We start from the raw sequence: 23,495 nt of genomic DNA on the forward strand, positions 1-23,495 counted from the left end.
CTCTATTTAATTACCTTAATTCCCATTATTTCTTCTTTATTGTTTTCTATAATGTCATATGCAATATAGCTACTGCCTAGGGCTCCACTTTTTGGTGTTAATACTTGTACTGGTGCAATTTTTTCAACTTTTTCTTTAATCATGCTGCTTATGTTTACTGGTTTTGTCATGCAGCCACCTGATCCTGTAAGTATTATTCCATCAATATCGTTTTCCATAATACCGTATAGTCCGTATATTTCCATGACCACACTCATTACTAATGAGTCTATGGCTAATAGTGCATCTTCATCATGATTCTCTGCTTTTTTTATCAGGTCGTTTTTCACATTATTTACTTTTGAGTTTATGTTTGCTATTTTGGAAATTCCTGCATGGGAGAAGCATTCGTTTGCTGTTTTTCTGCCTTCGTCAATGTCACGTATCATGCCTAGATCTATTGGTCCGTGAATGAATCCCATAGCTCCTATACATGCATCCATGGCTCCCCTGATTTTTCCGTCTTCTACTAGTATGCATACTGTGTTGGAGCTGATGTCTGCTATAATCATATTTTTCCAACCGGTTTTCTGGTAGGCATAGTAGCTGAGACTTACTTTTTCGCTGCTTGCACAGTGTGAGTAACTTGCCCTGAAACGTTTATCTAGACATTCTGTATTTCTGTGTAGTCCTGGTATCAGGATGGATGGTATGTTTAGGGATACTATTTCATCGTATACTTTGCTTCCTCCCCCGGTTACTTTTCCTGCTCCGTTTATGGAGAGTATTCCCTTGTGTTTAACTTTTTCTATTGGTGTGATGTATTTGATTGAATCACCCATGGCGTATGTCATTGCTAATAATTTAATCTTCTCGGGGTCGATGTATTCAGTTAATGTATCTTCAAAGTTGATATCATTATTTGAAAGTTTGTCCCTGTTAAGTTTAAAATGTGCGACGTGTTCTCTGTTTTCATCTATCACTTGGAAACTAACAGCAGTAGTTCCATGATCCATACCCATATAATATTTCATATTATTATTTTTTTAAGGGATATGATTTATGTATTATGGTAAATGTTAACAAAAATAGTATAAAAATTTATCTGGAGATTAAAAAGAAATTAATGAATAAAGAAGTTATAGGATTAAACCTATTCTTCTTTTTCTAAACCACAAGCTGTTCTTAAGTTTTTACCAACAGTTTCGATTAAAAGGTCTCCTTCTAATCTTCTTTGTGCATAGAGTTTAGGATATGCACTTGCACCTTCTACAGCAAACTCTGTTGCAAATGAACCATCCTGGATTTCTCTGAGGATATCTTTCATGTTTTGTTTAGCTTCTTCTGTGATAATTCTGTCTCTTCTTGTTAATCCACCAAATTCTGCGGTGTTACTTACATCTTGCCACATGTTTTTGAAACCTTTTTCATAGATTAAGTCGATGATAAGTTTCATTTCGTGACATGTTTCGAAGTAAGCCATTTCAGGTTGGTAACCTCCTTCAACAAGTGTTTCAAATCCTGCTTTAATAAGTGCTGTTAATCCACCACAAAGAACTACTTGTTCACCGAATAAGTCAGTTTCTGTTTCTTCTCTGTAAGTAGTTTCAATTACACCTGCTCTTGTAAGACCAACAGCTTTTGCCATTTCTATTGCAATATCAAATGCTTCACCGGTAGCATCTTGTTCTACTGCAATTAAACCAGGGATACCGAATCCTTCTTCGTAGGTTTGTCTTACTTTAGATCCTGGACCTTTAGGTGCAATCATTGTAACGTTAACATCTTCAGGTACTCTTATACGTTTGAAATGTATGTTGTATCCGTGTGAGAAGGAGATTGTGTTTCCTGCTTCTACATATGGTTTAATCTGGGTTTCGTAAACATCTTTCTGAAATTCATCAGGAATTAATATGTGGATGATATCTGCTTCTTTTGCTGCTTCTTCAATACTTTTTACTGTAAGTCCGTCAGCTTCTGCTTTTTTCCATGAGCTTCCACCTTCACGTAAACCCATCACAACATTTAATCCACTGTCATGCATGTTTAATGATTGTCCTCTTCCTTGACTACCGTATCCGATAACTGCGATAGTTTTTCCTTCTAAAACATTTGTTGTTACATCGTCGTCATAATATACTTTCATTTTATCGAGTACTCCTTTTTTTTAATAATCTTATCTAGATAAAAAGTATAATTATATCTATGTATGAAGTTATATAAAAAAATTCTTTAAGAAAATACTAATAATTTCCAATACTTCCAATACACAATTAAAAATAATATAGTAAACAGTACTGTAAATTCACATAATTCAAAAACAAACATGTGATAGGGATATAATTTCTTATTAATATGTTAATTCATGCTTTAACCATATTTAACTTGTAATAATATGATATAGGATAAGGAGTAATCACTAATCATTTTTGAATCATACAAGAAATAATTATAATGAAAATTAAAAGATTCACTAGTTGATGATTAGGGTATTTTTTGGTTGATGATTATTTTTTGAAAAATTGTTTTAATGTCTTGTTTTCTTATTTTACCTGCTTTAATAGAAGATAGTAAAATGGGTGTAGGTTGATGATTAAGGTTGATGATTAATAATTTTCATAGGGAAATATTTAATCGGATAACCTTATATTCACACTCTAAATCATAAAGGAACTTACCTATCATGTAGTACTGTTAATCTTTTAATAAATTATTGTATAGTTGGTAAATATAGTATATGAAAGGAATTTTTGAACAATTTCCAAATATATCAAAGCATCATCTTTTTATAATCATTTGTGATAATATCAATAGATAATAATTAATTTATAATTTTCAGATTATTTTAAATTATATGATAAGTACAGTACATAATTGATTATGGTGGTGTTAATACTTCAGTAGAACCATCATTATTAACCAAAGTAATTTGCACTTTATCATCATTAATATCTATAATATTATATGAAGGGTGGGTGTTTCCACGTAGTTTCATTGAAGACACAGTTCCTGCAGTAGAAAAGATAGTATTATTCATCTTCCACACATGCGGCACATGTTTATGTCCTGACAACACTAAATTAACATTATTCTCAAGTAACAATAAGAGAACATCACCCGCATCACTCAACACATTTCTTTCCCGTCCAGTATTAGGAATAGAAATAATATGATGATGAACAGTAATAATAATGAACATATTTCTGTCTTCAGCATCCTTAATTTCCCTTTCCAAAAATCTTTTCTGTAACCTGCCAATTTTTCCATGATCTAAATCAGGCTCACTACTATCTAAACCTATTATTTTAATATTAGACTCCTCCAAGTCTAATGTACTGTAACGATCACCAATAATTTCTTCAAAGACTTCATCACCAATATTTCTGGCATCATGATTTCCGGGGATAACAATTGTTGGAGGTATTAATAAATCAAGATATTCCTTAACTTTAACAAATTCCCTATAATATCCGTTATCTGTTATGTCTCCAGATATTACAACTGCTTCTGGATTTAACTTATTAATCTTATTAATGGTATTCAAAAGAATATCTTCTCTAAAATTTGCAAAACCTATATGTAAATCAGACATATGAACTATTTTTGTCATTCAACAAACCTCTAAAAAAAATATTAATATCACTACTATATATGTGAAAAAAAATAATGATAGAAAACATAAAAAAAGTCTATAAATTAATATTATTAAGTATTCATTAATTTAAGCTTTAAATTTTCTTCTAATTATAGATATATTAGAAGTATGTAATATTATTTTTTCTTAACATCCTTCAATGAGCTATGTATACAAAAATAGAAAAAGTAATATGATGAAAAAATTAGTTAATAAAAATAGGAAGTATTATAAGAATCATTGTTCCTAGTTTAATCTGTGAATCTAGTATAATATATTGCAGTACATTCTAGTCCCCCATATTATAATATATTGTAAATTCTGGATTAAATATATCTTAAGAAATTTCATACTCCATATTATACATGCCTCTTTTTAAAAAAGATTTTTTATTAAAAACTTTAAAGCCTAACCTTTCATATAATGCTTTTGCTTTCAGATTTCTGAAATCAGCATCTAAAATAACTCTTTTATAACCCTTCTTTCGTGCATAATCAATAACATCTTTAATGACCTTAGTTCCATAACCCTTTGACCTTTGATTTTCAACAATAGCTATTTCTGCAATATAGATATCATCTTTTTTGATGTCACAAATAACAAAATAATCTAATATGGCAATAAATAATAGTTTAAGAGAGCTGAAATGAAATTTAGGTTTTTTATTCCTAGTATATGTAATTAACAATCCTATAACCTTTTCATTTTTATAAATAACCTTAATACAATCGTCTTCTTTAAGACTTTTTTTAATAGCTGAGATGGCTTTTTCTTTTGAATTAAAAAGCTTATCATAAGTTCTAAAATCTACATTATATTGTAATGTTGCAATTGTATCCATGTCATGTATTTGTGGATTGAAATTCACATATTTCATATCAATACTCTCTAATCAATGCTATCAAGTTAAGGATTTTGTGTTGAAGTAACTTTTTTTTCATTTTGTTTTTTTATGGTTTTCTGTTGTTTCCGGGGTGTTTGTTTGTTGGGTCTTGTGCTAGTCTGTTGTTGGTGTTTGGGGGTGGGCTTATTTTTGTTGTGACTAAACTTTTGGATGCTATTTCTGTTATGTGCTTTATTATTTTTGTCCGTGTTGCTTTATCTTCGAATACTAGTTTTAATAGGTATTTTCTTATTAGTCCTATTATTGTGTTTAAGTTTGGTTTGTATTCTAGTTTTTCTTGTACTTCTTTTCGTGATTTTCGGTTTATTTGTTGTGTGGCGTCATTGTATGTTGCCATTAGTATGTTGAAAATGAATATGTGGCTGTAAAAGTCTTGTTGTATGGTTATTTTCTTTTGTCCTGAGAAGTTTTCTATGTCTAATCTGTTTTTTAATCTGTCGAAATTGATTTCTGTTTCCCATCGGGTTCCATATAATCTTTTAAGGTCTTCTGGGGTAAATTTTTCTTGTGGAAGATTGGTTATTAATGATTCTATGTATGTTTCTCCATTGGATCTTGTTACTGGTATGTTCACTACTCTTATTTGTGGGTTTCCTATACTTTTAGCAATTATTTTTTCTTCAGGTGTTAAATCTTTTTTATGAATCTTTTTGACTTTGATTTCTATGTTTTCATCATCTGATAGCATTTTTGCTCGTTGATTTTTATAGGTGTCCTTTTTTAATCTTATTATGAAGTTTGATTTGTTAATCAAGTGATATAATATTAGTTTTGTACTGTTATATCCTCGGTCATATACTGTTATACTCTTATTGAGAGTTATCTTATCTTTTAAATCGTTTATGTGGTTTATTGCTAACTCTACTTCTGATGTATTTTTAGGAACTATTTCTGAAGATAGAATAAAATGATTTAAATCATCAGTAATGGCAGAAATTCTTGCTCTACTACGATATTCGTGGATAGGATTATCTTTTGGAACATCCCATTCTTTTTTAGTTAAAGGTGTATTAGGACAATCAATAACACTTGTATCACAACCAAATATCCAATATTCTTTATATTCCTTTAATTCATCACTTTGATTATAAATATCAGACATCAAATCAGAATTCATATCAACAAATACTCTTGGATCCAAATATTGTCGTTTTTCACTAAAAGCTTGAGGAGTAATAGTCACAAAATCATCCTGTTTAAGTTCTTTATAAAAAGATAAACATTCTACAACATTAGCACGGTTTTTATTGGTAATAATATGAAGAATCAAATCATCCATCCCAATTTTACGCTTACGGGTAAAATGAACATCATCTAATACATATTTTCTACAACAATACTTATTAATTTTTTCCAGATAATCAGAAACAAAAGACATGAAACACATAATAAATCACACCAAAAACAAATATAAATAACAAAAACTTGACAATACATCAAATAAAAACTATTAACATATCTAATTACTTAAATAAAACTATATAATAAGTAATATATAAAATTAACTATAATTAATACTTAAAAATAGATATAAATAAAAAACAATTAGTAGTATAAAGTATAATAATATAATATGAAGAATTAAGTAAAAATAAAGTTAAAAATGGTGATTAAATAGAAAAATAAGATATTAAAAAGAAGAAATCCTTAACTTGATAGCATTGCTCTCTAATAAAAAAAATGATTATTTGGGGGGGGGGATTATATAACTTAATCCTCACATTCTTCTTTTAATTTTCTTAAATTATCTTTCAATATTCTGTAAATGCTCTCAGCACCAACAATTTCATCATCCTCAATATTCCAAGTTTTAGGATAAAGTATAAACGGTTCTGATTGACTTCCTCCAGCTCCACCATGACTTCCAACTAATTCTTCAAAGGCACAAACTTCATCATTTTCTTCATCATAAAAACTGTTGACTAAAATGTCGGGAGTGTACTTAAATGAAATGTTTCTTTTAACATGTCTTGCAATGTTTTTACCAAATCCTCTGAAAGGATTTTCTCCAACAATTTCATCAGAATCTAAGTAGTAAGTACCATTTTTACCAATTGCCATGTTTCCTTTTTCGGATGATTTGACTACTACGAATCCGATATATTCATTGTTAACAATGCCCGGAATCAATTCAGGGAAGAACATTTGTATCTCTTCATAGGTTAGTCTATGACTCCACTGGGTTAAATAGATCATTGCAAGATTTCCGGAAGCAAGCACGATAACTTCTGAATCTCCCAGTTTTTCTTGTTCTCCTTTATCAATCAAGTCATCATTCTTTTTGGAAAATGGAATGAATGATTCAGCGTAATGATCTTCATTTGAGGTCATCTTTGCGAACATTTTCATGTTTGTAGGAAGCAATGATTTAACAAAATCTTCAAATGATTGTCCGTATCTTTGTTTAAATGTTGCACCATTTGTCTGACCATGATCTGATTGGATTACGAACTGATATTTTCTAGGAGTATAATTATTTGTTTTGATTAAACGTTTAATCTGTTTATCCATTCCCTTAAGAGCATACCATGAATCTTCATCACGAACTCCTGAATGATGCGCTATTTCATCATACCCGAGATAAGTGGAATATGCAACATCAATATCTCCGACCATCATATCCCCAATCAATGTGGACGTATTAATTTCCCTCATAAATACATTAGTAGCAGCTCTTACAGGAATATATGTGATGCCACGACTAATTCTAGGCTTAATATCCTTTATGACATGTTTTATCTGTGAAACAATTTCCAGTATCATTTCATATAAAAATAAACACACTATACGCGCAAAGTTACTAGGATTAGAGAACACTGAAAACCATGCTTTGTTGTATAATTTTCTAAGGTTTAGTATTTTACTGAATGTAAAAATCACATTATCTGTATCTCCAGAGAACAGATTAGACCTACTGGCACCATTGTCTACAAGTAATCCGTCACCATCAGAAATTCTTGATTCTAATATTTTTACTTTACTTACTCCAGAGCATTGCATCATCTGATTATCATTTTCTTTCTCAATCCACCTGAATGCAGTTATGTCCTCATTATTTCCATGTAAAATTCCTGCCTGACTAGCACCGGTCTGTGAGGACAGATCAGTTTCCCACATCCTAAGATTATGAGTATTTTCCATCATGGATTTAACTGTAGGCATTAAACCCTTGTCAACAGCTTCTTTTAAAACATCATATGCTAGACCATCAATTTCAACAATTATTAATCCAGGATAATTCTTGGTTTCTTTTTTTCTTTTCTTTTCAGCATCTCTATAAACAGACCTGTAATATGATCCTTCATCCTCAATAGTTAATATTGTTGATAATGCAGTTGTTACAAAAGACATTGCTAATGGAGCTAAAATTATTGCCGGCCCATTTACATGTATTCCGAAAGAGGGTCCTATGAATTGCAATAGAACTCCATTTAATATTAGGGTTCCTATTCCGAAAGTTAAAACAAGAAATGGCATTAATATTTTTGTAAGAATTGGCCATAATAGTGCATTAATTATACTTATGTATATGACGAATAAAGCAATATCATTGAAATGGCTTATGCTAACACCCAATCCAAAAAAACTAATAAGATACATTCCAATCACATTTCCAATAAATATGATTAAACTTCTTTTTAAGGATACTTCGGGCGGTTTTTCAAAATTCTGAATACGTTCCATTTTATCTATTCCCATATTATTCTTAACTAAGGTTAACATGTATTAAAATTGAAAATAAATTATTCCTAAATAATGTTAAACTTCCATATATTTAGTTTATCAAATCATATATTTTAATCTTCGAGACTTGGCATAAATTAGTTTCAAGAGAAAAAAAGTAATACTCGAAAAAATATTAACCTTTTTATCAAAATGATAACCAGCATTATGTCTTTGTTCAAATCAAATATAACAATACCCCCTTTTCTTTTATTGTTTATTTTTGAAAATAGTCTTGTATTTTTTTGATTTTCTCTGGGGCAGTCCGTGCCCACTTATACAGTCGTTCCTTGGGGAAGTTCTGCTTACTTTTACGTATGATGTTACATGCTGCGTTGATATCTGCATTTATTAATGTTCCGGTGCTTGTTTTATAGAGTCCTCTTTTTATTCGTTTTCCTTTAAATTTATATTCCTCTTTTTTTTCTTCGTTTGTTTTGTAGGTTGGTAGTATGTCGTTGTCTAGGAAACTGCTTTTGCTTGTGTAGGATTCTTCGGTAATAATTAGTTTGATGTCGTATTTTTGGCATTGTGTTTCTATTTTGTTTATGAATTTTTTGAAAGCTATTTGTGTGAATATTAGGGTTTTGTTTTTTTCTCATATCTGTTTCGTATTGGAAGTTTTTGTTGTATCCGAGTATTATGGTTCCTATGTCTTGTTTTTTGCATGTATTCTATTATGAATTTGGTTGTGTGATCTAGGAAGTTGTCTTTGTATTGCTTTAAATTTGGTGTTTATTTTTTGTATTCGTTTGGATGTTTTTAGTCCCTGTTAATGTTTAGTATTGATTGGTATTGTGCTGTTTTTTTGCATTTGAAGGCTATTTGATTTTTTAAAAATCGCCCGCCCACGATGTATGGGGTCCCTTCACTTGTAACAATACTTGCCATAATTATTAACACTCAAATCAATACCCATCATTTTACTTTCATCTAAATTTAGGGACTCTTTTTTCATTTGGTATGTGAAATTGGCTTTAAACGTTTGTTCATTCTTTAGGGGTATAATTTCTACTTGTATAATCTTTTTGTCACGTATATTTTCAGGAATTCTAATACGTGGTCTGCAATCTTTGGATTTTAATTGTTTTTTATATTCTCTGCTTAAGGGTAATTCGATGTAACCCTGGGCTAATTTTTTCTTGGAAGAAGTTATTGACTCCCGTGGTATTATGATATTATGTAAACTGTTATCTCTGGTTTTAGGTTTATTTGATGGTCGTTTATATTCATTATCGATGCTTTTATTTGTTAATGCCACCTAAGAATTAAAAGATTCAACATGCTTTTTAATAACATTATTTGCTATATTGGCTTGAATAAGTGAATAATCTTTACTGAATTCGGTTTTAACTTTAGTGATTATTGATTTGAAATTCATCTGTTTAAAATGTTTATCATCAGCACATTTATCTAATTTAGTAGTTTTTATAGCACTATTTCTTAATTTATTTAATTTCAATGAAATATCCACTAAAACATTGAATTGTTTCTTAGAAAGACCTCGAATAAGAGTACTTTGAGTTAAATATATACAATTTTCATCTATCATAATAATTAATACTGCTTATTTCACTCCATTAACTTTAAAAACGAAAATCAAGAAAAGAATTTCATAAAATAACAATTCTATGACTTCGATAATATAAATTATAGAATAAAATGTATATAAGTTTAATCCAAGAGCAGCTGGTAAGTAATCAGGGGGGGGTCTTGATAAGTAATATATTTCATATTCATATATACATACGTAACAATCATACTAAAAAAAGTTTCATCCACATAAAAAGTATTACAAAAACGAATTTATGCCAACACTCTTCTATTAAAAAAATAGAAAGATATAAATTGATGTCTAATAATTAATTAAAATTTCTTAAAAAGCTAATGATATTCACATGTTCAATTCCTTCTCTGGAAAAATCAAGTTTATCCATACTTAACACATATTTAGGATAATTATCTCTTATTTTAAGCAATGGCTCAAATTCACGTTTAATAACTTTTTCATCATATAACAAATAAGATACTTGAATATAAATGCGTTTATTATCTTTCTTTGCAATAAAATCAACTTCTAATGAGTTAATACGACCAACAGTTACTATATAATCATTTCTAAGAAGATGTAAAAACACTATATTTTCTAATCGTCTTCCAATATTGATTTGTTTTTCCTCAAGTTCTGATTTATAAAATCCATGATCCATAAGATAATATTTTTCTAAACCTACAATTTCATCATATCCTATTAGAGATTCATTGGATACTTTAGATAATAAAAATCCTTCTTCAAGATAATCCAAATAATTATATATAGTTTTAGTTGTTAAACCTTCAGGTATTGTAGGTTTTAAATGTTTATATATTGAATTAGCTGAAATAAGATTACCTATATTTTCTATTATAAATCGTATAATACGTTTAAATAATCCCGTATTGCGTACATTGAATCTTTCTATTATATCATTATATAATATGGATGAAAATAAGTCATTTAAGGTTGTTAATTTATTTTTTCTTGTAGCAATAGTTACAGGCATACCTCCATATTCTAAATATTCTTCAAAAAGATTTTCAATTTCTGAATTATTCTTATTATTAATTATACATTCATCATTTAATTCAATTTTATAATCTAAAAATTCATTAAAAGAAAATGGATATATGGGGATGTTGACATAACGACCTGTTAATAATGTTGCTAATTCTTTTGAGAGTAATTTTGAATTTGAACCAGTAATGTAAATATCAGTATTTTTTAACTTATGATAACCTGCAATACTTTTTTCCCATTCTTTGACTTTTTGAATCTCATCAAAAAATAGATAAACTTTGGAATTATTTCTTTTAATAAATTCTAATACTATTTCATCTAATTCTTCACGAGTTGTAATATAGTTATATGGAGGTATTTCTAAATCTATTAATAATATATTCTCCCTATCAACTTTTTTTTCTAAAATTAGTTTTTCAATTAATAAATTTAAAAAATAAGATTTACCAGAACGTCTTATTCCAGTTATAACTTTAATTAAATCAATATCAATAAATTCATCAATTTTACTCATATATAAATCTCTTTGAACCATTTGAAACTACCTGCCAAACAATATATATTTTCCTATAAGAAAAAATATTCCATTTATATTATAAAAATTTTCCTATAAGAAAAACTATTCCTGTTATGTTATAAAAATTTTATTATAAGAAAAAAATTCTAATTTCGGCTCTGTAAAAAAACTATATTTGGGTTATTACTCATATTTCTCTCAATGCAAGGTTTTCTACAGAGCCTTTCATATGATATATTGTATGCTCAATATGTTTTTCACATCTTATATATTTAATTCAATCTTTTTTTCTCCTATCATAAAGTTATCCTAAATTTATGGTGTATACAATTTTTTTCTTATTGGAGGGGTGTTTGACTTTTCAAAAGGATATAATATGATTTTTTCATTATTGGCCTTATGTTGGAGGATTACTTGTTTGTTAAGAATTATAAGATTATTTTCATGTATCTTGTAATTATTATGACATTTTTAACTAAAAATATTTCTATTATTTTAAACAAACTTCTTTATAAGGAGATTGGTTTATGAATAAAACAAGAATTGAATGGATTGATTTAGTACGTGCAATAGCTATATTAACAGTATTGTATATTCATTCTGTGGATGGTATATATATTATATCCTCTGATGCAATCATGAATTACACATTATTTTCAAGAATCTTTCAATTTGCTTCATTATTCATTGGACGTATTGGTGTTCCCTTCTTCTTGATGATAACGGGTTATTTGTTATTGGATAGGGTTTATGATGATCAGAAGGTTAAGAAGTTTTGGAATAATAATTGTAAGACATTGATTGTTGTCACAGTATTATGGTCAGCTATTTATGCATTATCCTTGTTTGTTATATCAAATAAGTATATTCAGGTCAATCCCGTGGAAGCGGGTAATCTTTTCTTTAGTCATATGTGGTATATGCCAATGATTATTGGTATGTACTTGTCTATGCCTTTTGTTGCAGCTGCCATAAAGCAGTTTGCAGATAGGACAATTTTTCAGGCAACAGTTGTATTTTCATTATTAGCATTTTGTCTGCCTTTCATAACAGTTCTACTAGATATGCAGGGTATTCAGAACGTTGCAATACAATACTGTCTGGGATTTAGTGGTGGTATTTATGGTATTTACATTATTTTAGGTTATCTTGTGAAAAAGGGAATGTTCAAGAAAATATCAAGTAATGTATGGGGGATAGTGACTATTGTGTCCTTCCTGATTTGTGTATTATTCCAGTATTATACATTCATCAGAGGATATAATTTCTTTCTATGGTATGAATTCCCATTTATACTAACAGGATCCTTTGCACTGTTTGAACTGGTTTCAAGGATGAATAGTGTAAGATTTTATAGTCAGGTTAAAGTATTGTCTAAGTATTCATTTGCTGTATTCCTGATACATAACCTGTTTAGACTTCCATTGCTTCCATTTATTGTAATGTTACCTTTCACTGAGCCGGTTAAAGCATTACTGTTATGGGTATTATTGATAGTGTGCAGTTATGCTACAGCAATTATAATTTACAGAATTCCTAAGTTTGGTAAATTTATGTTGTATATGCGTTAATTATCTTATTTCTTTTCTTATTTTTTTTATCATGTTTATTGCTTCGGGTATTGGAAACAATGGGTAAATATGGAATAAATCTTTTCCTACTATTAATTCTACATCCACGTCATTATCTACTAGTTTTTCATAGTATCTTTTCACATCTTGATAGAATATTTCATTTGTCCCTACTGTAATTAGTGTTCTTGGTAGTTTTTGGTTGTCACCATATAGGGGGCTTGCCTTATAATTGAATATATCATCAGCTGCCCATTTTTTTCCAATCTCTTTCAGTCCCACAGTTCCCAGTATAGGGTCATCTTTATCATCATATTTCCTTGGCATTGACAAATCAACCCATGGTGAAAATGCTATGATATTATCTGCTTGTCTTAGTGAAGTAAAGTTAATATACTGACTAAAACCTAGTATGAATCCTCCACCAGCTGAATCTCCCATCAATGTAATATGTTCGTATTGTTGGCATAACCTTGAATATAACTTATACATAAAATCATATGCATCTTTATAATCATGTTCCGGAGCCAAGGGGTATGCAGGTAAAATAATGGGAATTCTAAGAATTCTGCTAAGAAGATAACAGTAGATGGTATGCTGATAATTTAACTGGTTAACATAAGCACCACCATGGAGGTATATTATTACATGAGAATTATCATAGTCATGGCCCATAGTAACTATTTTCATATCTTCAAATTCTTCAGTATGAAATATTGTCCTAACGGGTTCATCCTGTTTATCTGCTAAAAATAGTTTAATTTCTTCTTGCGAATCCATATATTTTGGTTTAGTTTTCTTAAGAATAAACTCGGCAATTCTTGATAAAATTGATCTTTGGGTCATTAAACATCACAAAAAAAGTAGTTTAGTTGGAAGAGTATTATAATGTTTTTTGTCCTCTTCCTATTGCGGTTATTCCTGTTTTTGCCGTTTCTTTGATTCCGTATGGTCGTAGTAGGTTCATTAGTGCGTTTATTTTGTCTGGGTTTCCTGTTATTTCTACTGTTATTGTTTTTGGTGTTACGTCTATTATATGTCCTCTGAATATGTTTACGTACTGTATTATTTCGGCTTTGTCTTGTTCTTTTGGTGCGTGTATTTTTAGTAGTGCTAGTTGTCTTCTTAGTGTGTTTTCTGGTTTCATTTCTCGTACTTTGATGACTTCTATGAGTTTGTTTAGTTGTTTTATGATTTGTTCTAGTGTGTTGTTGTCACCGTATGTTGTGATGGTTATTCTTGAAATTTTGGTGTTTGCTGTTTTTCCTACTGTGATGTTGTCTATGTTGAAGTCTCGTCTTGTGAATAGTCCTGCTACCCTCTGCAGTACACCCGTCTTATTTTCTACGAGTATGCTTATAGTATGCTTATCATGTTTTCCCATTTTAATCATTCCTCTACTTTATATTCTCCAACAATTTTAGTAATTTTCTCTCCAGGAGGTACCATAGGTAATAACTCATTAGGATCTATAGGTATATCAATCACGGTTGCTTCTCTTGATTTAAGCGCTTCATGTATGGTTTCTTTTAGTTCTCCAGGATTTTCTACTCTTTCTCCACGTACACCATAAGATTCTGCTAGTTTAACAAAGTCAGGTGTAGGTGCAAGCTTTGTCTGTGAAATTCTTTCATCATAGTATAATACCTGCCATTGTGCTACCATTCCAAGGTATCTGTTGTTTAATACACATGTAACTATTGGAAGATCATACTCATGTATTGTTGCAAGTTCCTGTGATACCATCTGGAATCCACCATCTCCACATATAGCAAGAACGTTTTCATCAGGTTTGGCAATTTGTGCACCTATTGCAGCAGGCAAACTGTAACCCATGGTTCCCAGTCCACCACTGGATAAGAATGTTCTTGGGTTCCTGGTCTTATAGTAGTGTGCCATCCACATCTGGTTTTGTCCTACATCAGTAGATACTATTGTTGTTGGCGTAATTGCTTCCATTATCTCCTTAATTACTTCTTGAGGTTTAAGTGGAACAGTATTAAAGTTCATCTTTGGAACATATGCTTTTCTTTTTTCTACAACTTCACTTGTCCAGTTAGCAGCTTCATCGCCATATTCTTCTATGAGTGATCGTAGGGTAATTTTTGCATCACCCACTATAGGTATGTCTATTGGCACGTTTTTACCAATTTCTGCCGGGTCAATGTCTATATGAATCTTTGTTGCATTTGGTGCAAATTCTGATACTTTACCTGTTGTACGGTCAGAAAATCTGCAACCAATTGCTATAAGGCAGTCACAGTCTGTCACTGCATTGTTTGTTGATTCTAGCCCATGCATACCAAGAAGTCCAAGGGATAATTCATGGTCTTCAGGTATTGATCCTTTACCCATTAGGCTAGTTGCAACAGCTATGTTTGATAGTTTTGCAAATTCGAACAGTTCACCTGCTGCATCAGATAATATTACTCCACCACCCGCTAGGATAATAGGTTTTTCACTATTCTTTATGGTTTCTATTGCCTTTTTTATCTGTTTTATGTTTGCTTTGGTTGTAGGTTTGTATCCTTCAAGTTTCATAACTTTTTTCATGTCATCTTCGTTAACGTCTGCTTCAAGAACATCTTTTGGAAGGTCAACTACAACCACTCCTTTTCTACCGGTTCCTGCAATATGGTATGCTGCGTCAATTATTTCTGGTAAGTCTTTGGATTTTCTTGGCTGAAAATTAGCTTTTGTTATTGGCATTGTAATACTTATAGTGTCAACTTCCTGGAATGCATCAGTTCCAATGATTGGTGTTCCAACTTGTCCAGTAAGTGCAACTACTGGGCTTGAATCCATTTGTGCAGTTGCAATACCTGTTACTAGGTTTGTTGCACCAGGACCACTGGTTGCTATGCATACTCCTGTTTTTCCTGATGTTCTTGCGTATCCATCGGCGGCGTGTGCTGCTGCCTGTTCATGTCTTACAAGTATGTGTTTTATGTCACAATCATATAATGAATCATATAATGGTAGAAGTACTCCTCCAGGGTAACCGAATACTATGTCAGTACCATTTTCTTTAAGTTTCTTTAGTAATGCGTCACTTCCATTCATTTTTTCCCCTCATATTTGTTTAAATTATAATTAGATAAAAATGATATATTTTTTATAATTTTTTATACATATATAATTATATCATTTAATGCTAATACTTTTTATTAGTTTTTTAGGTTTTTTGTAAAAAATTTATTCTATTTAATAAATTTATTAGTCCTGATTATTTAAGCAGATAGCCTAAAACTTATTTAGGAGTAGTGATATTATGGATAATTTAGAAGAAGAATATTTGAAATTAGAGGATATTTTGAATAATCATATGACACTAGATATTATTGATACGACAAAATATGATTTTCTTACTCCAACAATATTAATTCCATTAATTCATTATGCAAAAAAATATAATAGAAAAATTATTGCTTCTAATAAAACAAAAAAATATGTCAATCAAGTAATAAAGCAAGAAGATACTAAGTTAACGTCATTTTTAAAGAGTGAGGATAGGTATTATATGAAAATGCCTACAACTTCAAAACTTCGTTTAGAGGAAGATTCATACTCTAATTTTGTTGAAAATTTAGATCATAGTTATGGAGGGTGGTGGTTTCAAACATATATAATTTCTGAACTAACAAATAATATATATGAACATGCATTTGGAAATCATCCCATAAATATAGGGATAAACTATGCTCAAATATATCCTGCTAATAATCTAATGGATATTTGTATTTTTGATGATGGTGTGAGCATACCTGGCAATTACACGGAGCATGGTATTAGTTATACAGATGATTGTCATGCTATTGAGTTAGCTTTATCACGTAATTCAACAGGAAAAACTAAAGGATCAAATGATTTGTTAAATGAAAGAGGTAATGGGATAAGAACAGTAATCCATAAATTAATTAATGAAAATAAAGGTGAAGCTCTGATTGCCTCTAGAAATGGTTATTTACATATTCAAGATGAAAATAATTATAAATATGGTCATTTAAAAGTAATTAATGGTACTTTGGTTACAATTAGATTAAAACAAAATCATGTTTCTCAGTTTATGGATTTATCAGAGTTTGAATTTGATAATCCTTATAGTTATGGGGGTGACTGACATGACTATACTATTAAAAGAAGAATATGCTTGGACATTAGATAGTGTTTGGTTGGCAGAAGAAATATTTGAGAATATAAACTCTCAGGATGATGAAGTGGTTGTCCTTGATTTTGAAGGAATTCGGTTCATTTCATTATCATTTACCCAGGCATATGTTAACTTTAAAAGACATTCTCCAAAGAAAATAAGAGAAATTAATCTTAATAAGGAAAATAAAACTATGTTACAGGTTGTGGCGGATAAGTTTAATATGAAAATAGGATTAGAAGAATAATTATATTTTTCATATAATCTTCTTTAATTCAATATCATCATAATGTTTTTTGTCCTCTTCCTATTGCGGTTATTCCTGTTTTTGCCGTTTCTTTGATTCCGTATGGTCGTAGTAGGTTCATTAGTGCGTTTATTTTGTCTGGGTTTCCTGTTATTTCTACTGTTATTGTTTTTGGTGTTACGTCTATTATGTGTCCTCTGAATATGTTTACGTATTGTATTATTTCGGCTTTGTCTTGTTCTTTTGGTGCGTGTATTTTTAGTAGTGCTAGTTGTCTTCTTAGTGTGTTTTCTGGTTTCATTTCTCGTACTTTGATGACTTCTATGAGTTTGTTTAGTTGTTTTATGATTTGTTCTAGTGTGTTGTTGTCACCGTATGTTGTGATGGTTATTCTTGAAATTTTGGTGTTTGCTGTTTTTCCTACTGTGATGTTGTCTATGTTGAAGTCTCGTCTTGTGAATAATCCTGCTACTCTTTGAAGTACTCCTGTCTTGTTTTCTACCAGTATACTAATGGTATGCTTATTACGTTTACTCATTTTAAGTCCTCCACATCACTAAAATCCTTTTTCATATTGTTTAATGCACTTCCTGGTGGGATTATTGGCAATAGTTCATTAGCATCAATTTTTATATCTATTACTGTTGCTTCTCTTTGTTTTAGTGCATTTTGTATTGTTTCTTTTAGTTCTCCTGGTTTTTCTACAACTTCTCCTCTAATTTTGTATGCTTTGGCAAGTTGTACAAAGTCTGGGTTGTCATAGAATTTTGTCTGATATACATGATCATTGAATAATCTTTGTAGTTGTGCTACCATTCCAAGGTAATTATTGTTTAGAACACAGGTAACTATTGGTAAATCATGTTCTTTTATTGTTGCTAATTCTTGTAAAACCATTTGGAATCCACCATCACCCACAATAGATAACACATTTTCTTCCGGTTTTGCAAATTGTGCTCCTATTGCTGCAGGTAATCCGAATCCCATTGTTCCTAGTCCTCCACTTGATATGAATGTTCTTGGTTTCTTTGTTTTATAATAGTGTGCCATCCACATCTGATTCTGACCTACATCTGTGGTTATTATTGTATCATCAGTTACTGCTTCCATTATTTCTTTTATGCATTGTTGTGGTTTCAGTGGAATATCATTGTATGACATTATAGGTTCTGTTTCTTTTTTTATCTGTGATATGTGGCTAGTCCAGTTTGTTGTATCTGGACTTTTTACTTGATTAATGAATTCTTTTAATGTGATTTTTGCATCTCCTACTATTGGGATATCTATTGATATTGTTTTACCAATTTCTGCAGGATCCACATCTATTTGTATTATTGTTGCATTTGGTGCAAATAATTCTCCATTACTCACGCTACGATCTGAAAATCTGCAACCTATTGCTATTAGACAATCACATTCTGTTATTGCTATGTTGGTTGTTTCTATTCCATGCATACCAATCATACCTAATCCTAGTGGGTGTTCTTCTGATATTGATCCTTTACCCATTAATGTTGTGCATACTGGTATGTTTGTTAGTGTTGCAAATTTTAAAAGCTCTTCAGATGCATTTGATAATATCACTCCTCCACCTGCTAATATGAGTGGTTTTTGTGAATTGTTTATTACTTCTATTGCTTTTTTTATTTGCTTTACATTTCCTTTGGTTGTTGGTTTGTAACCGGGTATGTCTGTGTTTATTTCGTATTCTTCAATGTTAATATCTTCTTCTAGGGCATTCCTTGGTAAATCTATTACTACTGGTCCTGGTCGTCCTGTGGATGATATGTAGAATGCTTTGTCGATTGCTTCCACTATTTTTTCCGGACTTCGTGGTTGGTAGTTGTGTTTGCTTATTGGCATTGTTATTCCAATTGTATCTACTTCTTGAAACATATCTGTACCAATAGCTTTAGATGGTACTTGTCCTGTTAATATTACTACTGATGATGAGTCCATGTTTGCTGTTGCAATTCCTGTTGTCACATTTGTTGCTCCGGGTCCACTTGTTGCTAGACACACACCTGTCTTTCCTGATGCTCTTGCATATCCATCGGCTGCGTGAGCTGCTGCTTGTTCATGTCTAACTAGTATGTGTTCTATATCTGATTCGCATAGTGCGTCATAAAATGGTAATAGTACTCCTCCAGGATAACCGAAGATAGTTTTCACACCATTTTCTTTTAGTTTGTTTATTAACAGTTGACTACCCTTCATTTTTATTACACCATTGAAAATTATTATATAATATATTATGTAGTAAGTTTAAGTTATATTTTAGTTATCTTGTCTCCTTTAATGATTTTTTTAGCATGTTGTTATTATTTTTTCTTAATTGTTTAGTGTGATATGAGTACTATTTTTTGACTTTTTTTTAGTAATGAAATATTATAATTTTTTTTGTTTATGAGGATGTTTTTATTTATTTTTTTTAATATTTGTTCAATTTTTTTTTATTATTTCATTTTTTACGCATATTTTTTGTATTACTTTTTAAGGGTTAAAAGCCAAATAAGTAATACTAATTATTTAAAAAGTAATATTTAAATAATGTTTTAAACAAACTATTCATAATTAATATTAAATAGTAAAAAAGTAATACAATGCATGTTTTATTTAAAAAAATGTAATACTTTCATAATATTAATTACCATAAATTTCATAATGAGGAAAGCAAATGGACAAAAAATATATAATAGGAGCAGTAATTGCAGTAGTAGCTGTAATAGTAGTAGCTGCTATAGCTTTAGGTGGTGGAAGCACTAGTCATGCAGAAGATGAATTAGTTACTTGTGTTGCTGCTCACGGTGAAGAACCAGAATATGGTTTTGACCCTATGCATGGTTGGGGATACCATGATTCAGGAACAGAACCATTAATACAAAGTACAATACTTAAAAGAGATAAAGATAACAACTTCGTAAACGATTTAGCAACAGATTACAGTGTATCTGATGATTACAAAACATACACAGTAAACATACGTGACGATGTAAAATTCACAGATGATACACAATTAACAGCAAAAGATGTAGCATTCTCATACAACACAGCAAAAGAATTTGGAGAAGGAGCAGATTTATCTTCAATGGTAGAAGCAAAAGCAACCAGTGACACACAAGTAGTATTCACACTAAATAAATCAGATTCAACTTTCGTAAACAAATTAACAGATGTTGGAATAGTACCTGAAGCAAATTACAACAATGAATCATACGGACAAAACCCAATAGGATCTGGACCATATAAATTAGCTCAATGGGATAAAGGACAACAGTTCATCCTAGAAAGAAATGATAATTACTATGGTGCAAAACCATATTTCAAAAAAATAACAAACCTCTTCCTAGATTCTGATGCAGCATTTGCAGCAGTTAAAAATGGTCAAGTAGATATTGCAGAAGTACCAGTATCTTATTCAAATGAATCAGTAGAAGGATATCACTTAGAATACTTTGATTCAATAGATGTACGTGGAATTTCATTACCAACACAATTGGATACAGGTGCAAAAATAGGTGAAGATCAAAACAATTATGGTAACAATGTAACTGGAGATCCAGCAGTAAGAGAAGCATTAAACATAGGTATAAACAGACAAGCATTAATTGACGGTGCATTAAACGGAATGGGTAATGTATCATACACTGGAGTAGCAGGACAATTACCATGGGCATTTGATTCAACATTCAAAGATGGTCAAGTAGATGAAGCTAAAACAATACTTGAAAATGCAGGATGGAAAGATACTAATGGGGATGGAATAAGAGAAAAAGACGGAGTAAAAGCATCATTCCCAGTATATTACTCAGCATCAGCTACAGAAAGACAAGCAATAGCAGTATCAGTAGCAGAACAAGCTAAACAATTAGGTATAGAAATAACTCCTGAAGGTAAAAGTTGGGATGATATTGACCCAGTAAGAAACCAAGTTGGAGTAGTATGGGGATTCGGTTCAGCTGATCCATATGAAATTCAACATCAATATGATTCAAGAGTAGCAGGAGAAGGATATGATAACCCAGAAGTACTTAATGACACATTAGTGGATACATACATTGATGCTGCTATGACACAAGATTTAAACAGTTCATACTCATCTTGGTCTGAAGCAGCAAAACAAGCAGCTTCTAATTATCCATTCTTATGGATTGGAACAGTAGATTACACATACTTCGTTTCTGATTCATTAGACATATCTAATGGTACACACCTTATTTATCCACACGGTGGAGATATATGGGGTAACATTTATGATTGGAAACGTGTAAACGCTACAGCATCATAATTTAACTAAATATAAAATGATTTATTCCATTAAATCATTTTTTTTAAATATTAAAACACTTTTTTTAAAATTATTTATAGAGATGATTAAAATAAACAGTAAAAAATTAACTAAATTTTTAGGTTTTAAAGCTATACGATTACTCATTTTATTAATTGTTGTTGCCGCAGTTAGTTTTATCATGATACAATTATCACCTATTGATCCGGTTAGAGCATATCTTGGACAAAGAATTGTTAGTCAACAGCAACTAGCAATTATCGGACAATACTGGGGAACAAATTTAACATTAACTGAAAGAGTAATGGGTTGGCTTCAAACATTAGCAACAGGTAGTATGGGTTTTTCATTAATTTATCGTGTACCCGTAACTGAAGTAATTTTACAAAAATTCATGGCATCATTAACTCTTATGGCCGCTTCATGGATAATTTCAGCAGTTGTAGGATTTGGATTAGGAATAATTGCAGGTGCAAAAGAAGGATCCTGGATAGATAAAGTTATTAAAACTTATTGTTACATTTTACAGTCTTCACCAACTTTTTGGATAGGACTAGTATTCTTAATGTTTTTCTCAGTATATCTGGGATGGTTCCCAATAGGACTTTCTGTTCCAATAGGACAATTATCAGATACAGTAACTTTCTGGCAATGGTTATACAGACTAATATTGCCTGCAATAACATTAAGTGTTGTTGGAATAGCATCAATTACATTATTCACAAGAGATAAACTTATTAACGTTAAAAAAAGTGATTATTTCTTATTTGCTCAGGCTAGAGGAGAAAGTTTCTGGGGAATGATTAAAAATCATGGAATAAGAAATGTATTACTTCCTGCAATTACAATACAATTTTTATCATTTAATGAATTATTTGGTGGAACAATTCTTGTTGAACAGGTATTTGCATATCCTGGTATAGGTCAAGCAACAGTAGCAGCAGGTTTACGATCTGATGTTCCATTATTGTTAGGTATTGTTATTGTAAGTACAATATTTGTTTATATGGGAAACTTAATTGCAGATTTAATCTATCAATATGTGGACCCAAGAATAAGGGGTGATGATGATGACTGAAATGCCCTGGTATAATAAGGGATTATTTAGTTCATTAAATTTAAGACAGAAAACACTATTAACAATTGGATTAACAGTATTTGCATTGTTAATAATATTTGTCAGTGGTTTTATGATAGATGCTAATTTACCTACAAACTTTGCTATAAAAATGCAACCTCCCTCATTTGAACATATATTTGGAACTGATTGGATGGGTCGTGACATGTTTATCCGAACTATCAAAGGTTTAAGTTTAAGTATCATGATTGGATTGGGTGCATCCATAATCAGTAGTATAATTGCAGTTATATTAGCATTCATATCAAGCATCAACAGGTACTGTGATGAATTTATAGCTTGGTTAATTGACTTATTTGCATCAATACCTCATATTCTACTTATTATGATGATTTCTATAGCATTAGGTAAAGGGGCTTTTGGTGTAACAATGGCAGTAGCATTCACTCATTGGGTAAGTCTTACAAGAGTATTACGTGCAGAAATAATGCAAATTAACACATCTGAATATGTTGCATTATCAGGTAAATTTGGTAAAAACAAGTTATGGATTGCAAAAGAACATATTTTACCTTTAGTGCTCTCACAGATTTTTGTAGGAATTTTACTGGTGTTCCCACATGCAATTATGCATGAAGCAAGCGTAACATTTTTAGGATTTGGTTTATCACCTCATGAACCAGCTATTGGTATAATATTATCTGAATCAATGACATACCTTGCAATGGGTGCATGGTGGTTAGCATTCTTCCCTGGTGTAGCATTATTAATTGTAGTATTATTGTTTGATATTGTAGGAGATAATCTTAAACGATTATTTGATCCATCAGAAGCAAATAAATAGTTG

The 23,495-nt window shown here is 30.7% G+C and carries 23 protein-coding genes; 6 read left to right on the top strand and 17 right to left on the bottom strand.

The window, feature by feature from the left end:
• Positions 1-2 precede the first annotated feature (2 nt).
• The 11 genes from PXD04_RS11790 to PXD04_RS11840 form a co-directional block, all read right to left on the bottom strand.
• Positions 3-1,013 (bottom strand): methanogenesis marker 12 protein, encoded by a 1,011-nt coding sequence (locus tag PXD04_RS11790; protein WP_323737081.1) that lies wholly within the window; start codon positions 1,011-1,013, stop codon positions 3-5.
• A gap of 119 nt (positions 1,014-1,132) precedes the next feature.
• Positions 1,133-2,125: a ketol-acid reductoisomerase gene (gene ilvC, locus PXD04_RS11795; protein WP_323737082.1), complete on the bottom strand. Its 993-nt coding sequence runs from the start codon at positions 2,123-2,125 to the stop codon at positions 1,133-1,135.
• Positions 2,126-2,857: 732 nt separating this feature from the next.
• A complete protein-coding gene (locus PXD04_RS11800) occupies positions 2,858-3,589 on the bottom strand; it encodes a metallophosphoesterase (RefSeq protein WP_323737083.1) in 732 nt (243 codons plus the stop codon).
• A gap of 361 nt (positions 3,590-3,950) precedes the next feature.
• The gene (locus tag PXD04_RS11805) at positions 3,951-4,490 is read right to left on the bottom strand and encodes a GNAT family N-acetyltransferase (RefSeq protein ID WP_323737084.1); all 540 of its coding nucleotides are present in this window, start codon (positions 4,488-4,490) and stop codon (positions 3,951-3,953) included.
• Between the two features lie 73 nt (positions 4,491-4,563).
• On the bottom strand, positions 4,564-5,904 hold the full coding sequence (locus tag PXD04_RS11810; protein ID WP_323737085.1) for an IS4 family transposase: 1,341 nt from the start codon (positions 5,902-5,904) through the stop codon (positions 4,564-4,566).
• Positions 5,905-6,227: 323 nt separating this feature from the next.
• Entirely contained in the window at positions 6,228-8,117 is a 1,890-nt protein-coding gene (locus PXD04_RS11815; RefSeq protein WP_409988292.1) for a phage holin family protein, read from the bottom strand.
• 333 nt (positions 8,118-8,450) lie between these two features.
• Positions 8,451-8,588: a hypothetical protein gene (locus PXD04_RS11820; protein WP_323737087.1), complete on the bottom strand. Its 138-nt coding sequence runs from the start codon at positions 8,586-8,588 to the stop codon at positions 8,451-8,453.
• A 414-nt stretch (positions 8,589-9,002) separates the two neighbouring features.
• Positions 9,003-9,131 (bottom strand): hypothetical protein, encoded by a 129-nt coding sequence (locus PXD04_RS11825; protein ID WP_323737088.1) that lies wholly within the window; start codon positions 9,129-9,131, stop codon positions 9,003-9,005.
• Positions 9,109-9,501 (bottom strand): hypothetical protein, encoded by a 393-nt coding sequence (locus PXD04_RS11830; protein ID WP_323737089.1) that lies wholly within the window; start codon positions 9,499-9,501, stop codon positions 9,109-9,111. Before PXD04_RS11830 ends, PXD04_RS11825 begins: the two co-directional genes overlap by 23 nt.
• Positions 9,502-9,792: a hypothetical protein gene (locus PXD04_RS11835; RefSeq protein WP_323737090.1), complete on the bottom strand. Its 291-nt coding sequence runs from the start codon at positions 9,790-9,792 to the stop codon at positions 9,502-9,504. It abuts the gene before it with no gap.
• A gap of 310 nt (positions 9,793-10,102) precedes the next feature.
• Positions 10,103-11,311 (bottom strand): ATP-binding protein, encoded by a 1,209-nt coding sequence (locus PXD04_RS11840; protein WP_323737091.1) that lies wholly within the window; start codon positions 11,309-11,311, stop codon positions 10,103-10,105.
• Between the two features lie 530 nt (positions 11,312-11,841).
• Here PXD04_RS11840 and PXD04_RS11845 point away from each other — a divergent pair.
• Entirely contained in the window at positions 11,842-12,885 is a 1,044-nt protein-coding gene (locus PXD04_RS11845; RefSeq protein ID WP_323737092.1) for an acyltransferase, read from the top strand.
• On the opposite strand, the gene PXD04_RS11850 is transcribed toward PXD04_RS11845, so the two are convergent.
• The 3 genes from PXD04_RS11850 to PXD04_RS11860 are packed head-to-tail and all read right to left on the bottom strand — an operon-like array spanning position 12,886 to position 15,948.
• Positions 12,886-13,731 carry an alpha/beta hydrolase gene (locus tag PXD04_RS11850; RefSeq protein ID WP_323737093.1) on the bottom strand — a complete coding sequence of 282 codons (846 nt, stop codon included), beginning with the start codon at positions 13,729-13,731 and terminating at the stop codon, positions 12,886-12,888. It lies immediately after the preceding gene.
• A gap of 37 nt (positions 13,732-13,768) precedes the next feature.
• Positions 13,769-14,269, bottom strand: coding sequence for an acetolactate synthase small subunit (ilvN, locus tag PXD04_RS11855; RefSeq protein WP_409988293.1), 501 nt, complete (start codon positions 14,267-14,269; stop codon positions 13,769-13,771).
• A 5-nt stretch (positions 14,270-14,274) separates the two neighbouring features.
• On the bottom strand, positions 14,275-15,948 hold the full coding sequence (locus PXD04_RS11860; protein ID WP_323737095.1) for an acetolactate synthase large subunit: 1,674 nt from the start codon (positions 15,946-15,948) through the stop codon (positions 14,275-14,277).
• A 208-nt stretch (positions 15,949-16,156) separates the two neighbouring features.
• On the opposite strand from PXD04_RS11860, the gene PXD04_RS11865 reads away from it, so the two are divergent.
• Positions 16,157-17,005: a hypothetical protein gene (locus PXD04_RS11865; RefSeq protein ID WP_323737096.1), complete on the top strand. Its 849-nt coding sequence runs from the start codon at positions 16,157-16,159 to the stop codon at positions 17,003-17,005.
• Between the two features lies 1 nt (position 17,006).
• Positions 17,007-17,282 carry an STAS-like domain-containing protein gene (locus PXD04_RS11870; RefSeq protein WP_323737097.1) on the top strand — a complete coding sequence of 92 codons (276 nt, stop codon included), beginning with the start codon at positions 17,007-17,009 and terminating at the stop codon, positions 17,280-17,282.
• A gap of 37 nt (positions 17,283-17,319) precedes the next feature.
• On the opposite strand, the gene ilvN (PXD04_RS11875) is transcribed toward PXD04_RS11870, so the two are convergent.
• Together ilvN (PXD04_RS11875) and ilvB are read right to left on the bottom strand one after the other, a co-directional pair.
• Positions 17,320-17,820, bottom strand: a complete 501-nt coding sequence (ilvN, locus tag PXD04_RS11875; RefSeq protein ID WP_323737098.1) for an acetolactate synthase small subunit — start codon at positions 17,818-17,820, stop codon at positions 17,320-17,322.
• Positions 17,817-19,499 carry a biosynthetic-type acetolactate synthase large subunit gene (gene ilvB, locus PXD04_RS11880; RefSeq protein WP_323737099.1) on the bottom strand — a complete coding sequence of 561 codons (1,683 nt, stop codon included), beginning with the start codon at positions 19,497-19,499 and terminating at the stop codon, positions 17,817-17,819. Before ilvB ends, ilvN (PXD04_RS11875) begins: the two co-directional genes overlap by 4 nt.
• A gap of 460 nt (positions 19,500-19,959) precedes the next feature.
• Here ilvB and PXD04_RS11885 point away from each other — a divergent pair, with 460 nt between their 5' ends.
• Positions 19,960-21,570 carry an ABC transporter substrate-binding protein gene (locus PXD04_RS11885; protein WP_323737100.1) on the top strand — a complete coding sequence of 537 codons (1,611 nt, stop codon included), beginning with the start codon at positions 19,960-19,962 and terminating at the stop codon, positions 21,568-21,570.
• 21 nt (positions 21,571-21,591) lie between these two features.
• Here PXD04_RS11885 and PXD04_RS11890 read toward each other — a convergent pair whose 3' ends face one another.
• Complete coding sequence (locus tag PXD04_RS11890) at positions 21,592-21,753, bottom strand: hypothetical protein (protein ID WP_323737500.1); 162 nt, start codon at positions 21,751-21,753, stop codon at positions 21,592-21,594.
• Between PXD04_RS11890 and PXD04_RS11895 the strand changes: the two genes are divergently transcribed.
• Positions 21,752-22,648 (top strand): ABC transporter permease, encoded by an 897-nt coding sequence (locus PXD04_RS11895; RefSeq protein ID WP_409988261.1) that lies wholly within the window; start codon positions 21,752-21,754, stop codon positions 22,646-22,648. The two genes, PXD04_RS11890 and PXD04_RS11895, sit on opposite strands and share 2 nt — an antisense overlap.
• The gene (locus PXD04_RS11900; RefSeq protein WP_323737415.1) at positions 22,638-23,492 is read left to right on the top strand and encodes an ABC transporter permease; all 855 of its coding nucleotides are present in this window, start codon (positions 22,638-22,640) and stop codon (positions 23,490-23,492) included. Before PXD04_RS11895 ends, PXD04_RS11900 begins: the two co-directional genes overlap by 11 nt.
• Positions 23,493-23,495: the final 3 nt, after the last annotated feature.

The sequence above is a fragment of the Methanosphaera sp. ISO3-F5 genome (genome assembly GCF_034480035.2).
Classification (GTDB): Archaea; Methanobacteriota; Methanobacteria; order Methanobacteriales; family Methanobacteriaceae; genus Methanosphaera.

Coding starts and splice junctions, on each gene's coding strand:
- PXD04_RS11800 (WP_323737083.1), bottom strand. CDS start 3,589: ATGACAAAAATAGTTCATATGTCTGATTTACATATAGGTTTTGCAAAT.
- PXD04_RS11790 (WP_323737081.1), bottom strand. CDS start 1,013: ATGAAATATTATATGGGTATGGATCATGGAACTACTGCTGTTAGTTTC.
- PXD04_RS11890 (WP_323737500.1), bottom strand. CDS start 21,753: ATGATAAAACTAACTGCGGCAACAACAATTAATAAAATGAGTAATCGT.
- PXD04_RS11860 (WP_323737095.1), bottom strand. CDS start 15,948: ATGAATGGAAGTGACGCATTACTAAAGAAACTTAAAGAAAATGGTACT.
- PXD04_RS11845 (WP_323737092.1), top strand. CDS start 11,842: ATGAATAAAACAAGAATTGAATGGATTGATTTAGTACGTGCAATAGCT.
- ilvN (WP_323737098.1), bottom strand. CDS start 17,820: ATGAGTAAACGTAATAAGCATACCATTAGTATACTGGTAGAAAACAAG.
- PXD04_RS11885 (WP_323737100.1), top strand. CDS start 19,960: ATGGACAAAAAATATATAATAGGAGCAGTAATTGCAGTAGTAGCTGTA.
- PXD04_RS11870 (WP_323737097.1), top strand. CDS start 17,007: ATGACTATACTATTAAAAGAAGAATATGCTTGGACATTAGATAGTGTT.
- PXD04_RS11815 (WP_409988292.1), bottom strand. CDS start 8,117: ATGTATCTTATTAGTTTTTTTGGATTGGGTGTTAGCATAAGCCATTTC.
- PXD04_RS11825 (WP_323737088.1), bottom strand. CDS start 9,131: ATGGCAAGTATTGTTACAAGTGAAGGGACCCCATACATCGTGGGCGGG.
- ilvC (WP_323737082.1), bottom strand. CDS start 2,125: ATGAAAGTATATTATGACGACGATGTAACAACAAATGTTTTAGAAGGA.
- PXD04_RS11820 (WP_323737087.1), bottom strand. CDS start 8,588: ATGCAGATATCAACGCAGCATGTAACATCATACGTAAAAGTAAGCAGA.
- PXD04_RS11810 (WP_323737085.1), bottom strand. CDS start 5,904: ATGTGTTTCATGTCTTTTGTTTCTGATTATCTGGAAAAAATTAATAAG.
- PXD04_RS11835 (WP_323737090.1), bottom strand. CDS start 9,792: ATGATAGATGAAAATTGTATATATTTAACTCAAAGTACTCTTATTCGA.
- PXD04_RS11865 (WP_323737096.1), top strand. CDS start 16,157: ATGGATAATTTAGAAGAAGAATATTTGAAATTAGAGGATATTTTGAAT.
- PXD04_RS11850 (WP_323737093.1), bottom strand. CDS start 13,731: ATGACCCAAAGATCAATTTTATCAAGAATTGCCGAGTTTATTCTTAAG.
- PXD04_RS11895 (WP_409988261.1), top strand. CDS start 21,752: ATGATACAATTATCACCTATTGATCCGGTTAGAGCATATCTTGGACAA.
- ilvN (WP_409988293.1), bottom strand. CDS start 14,269: ATGGGAAAACATGATAAGCATACTATAAGCATACTCGTAGAAAATAAG.
- PXD04_RS11900 (WP_323737415.1), top strand. CDS start 22,638: ATGATGACTGAAATGCCCTGGTATAATAAGGGATTATTTAGTTCATTA.
- PXD04_RS11840 (WP_323737091.1), bottom strand. CDS start 11,311: ATGAGTAAAATTGATGAATTTATTGATATTGATTTAATTAAAGTTATA.
- PXD04_RS11805 (WP_323737084.1), bottom strand. CDS start 4,490: ATGAAATATGTGAATTTCAATCCACAAATACATGACATGGATACAATT.
- ilvB (WP_323737099.1), bottom strand. CDS start 19,499: ATGAAGGGTAGTCAACTGTTAATAAACAAACTAAAAGAAAATGGTGTG.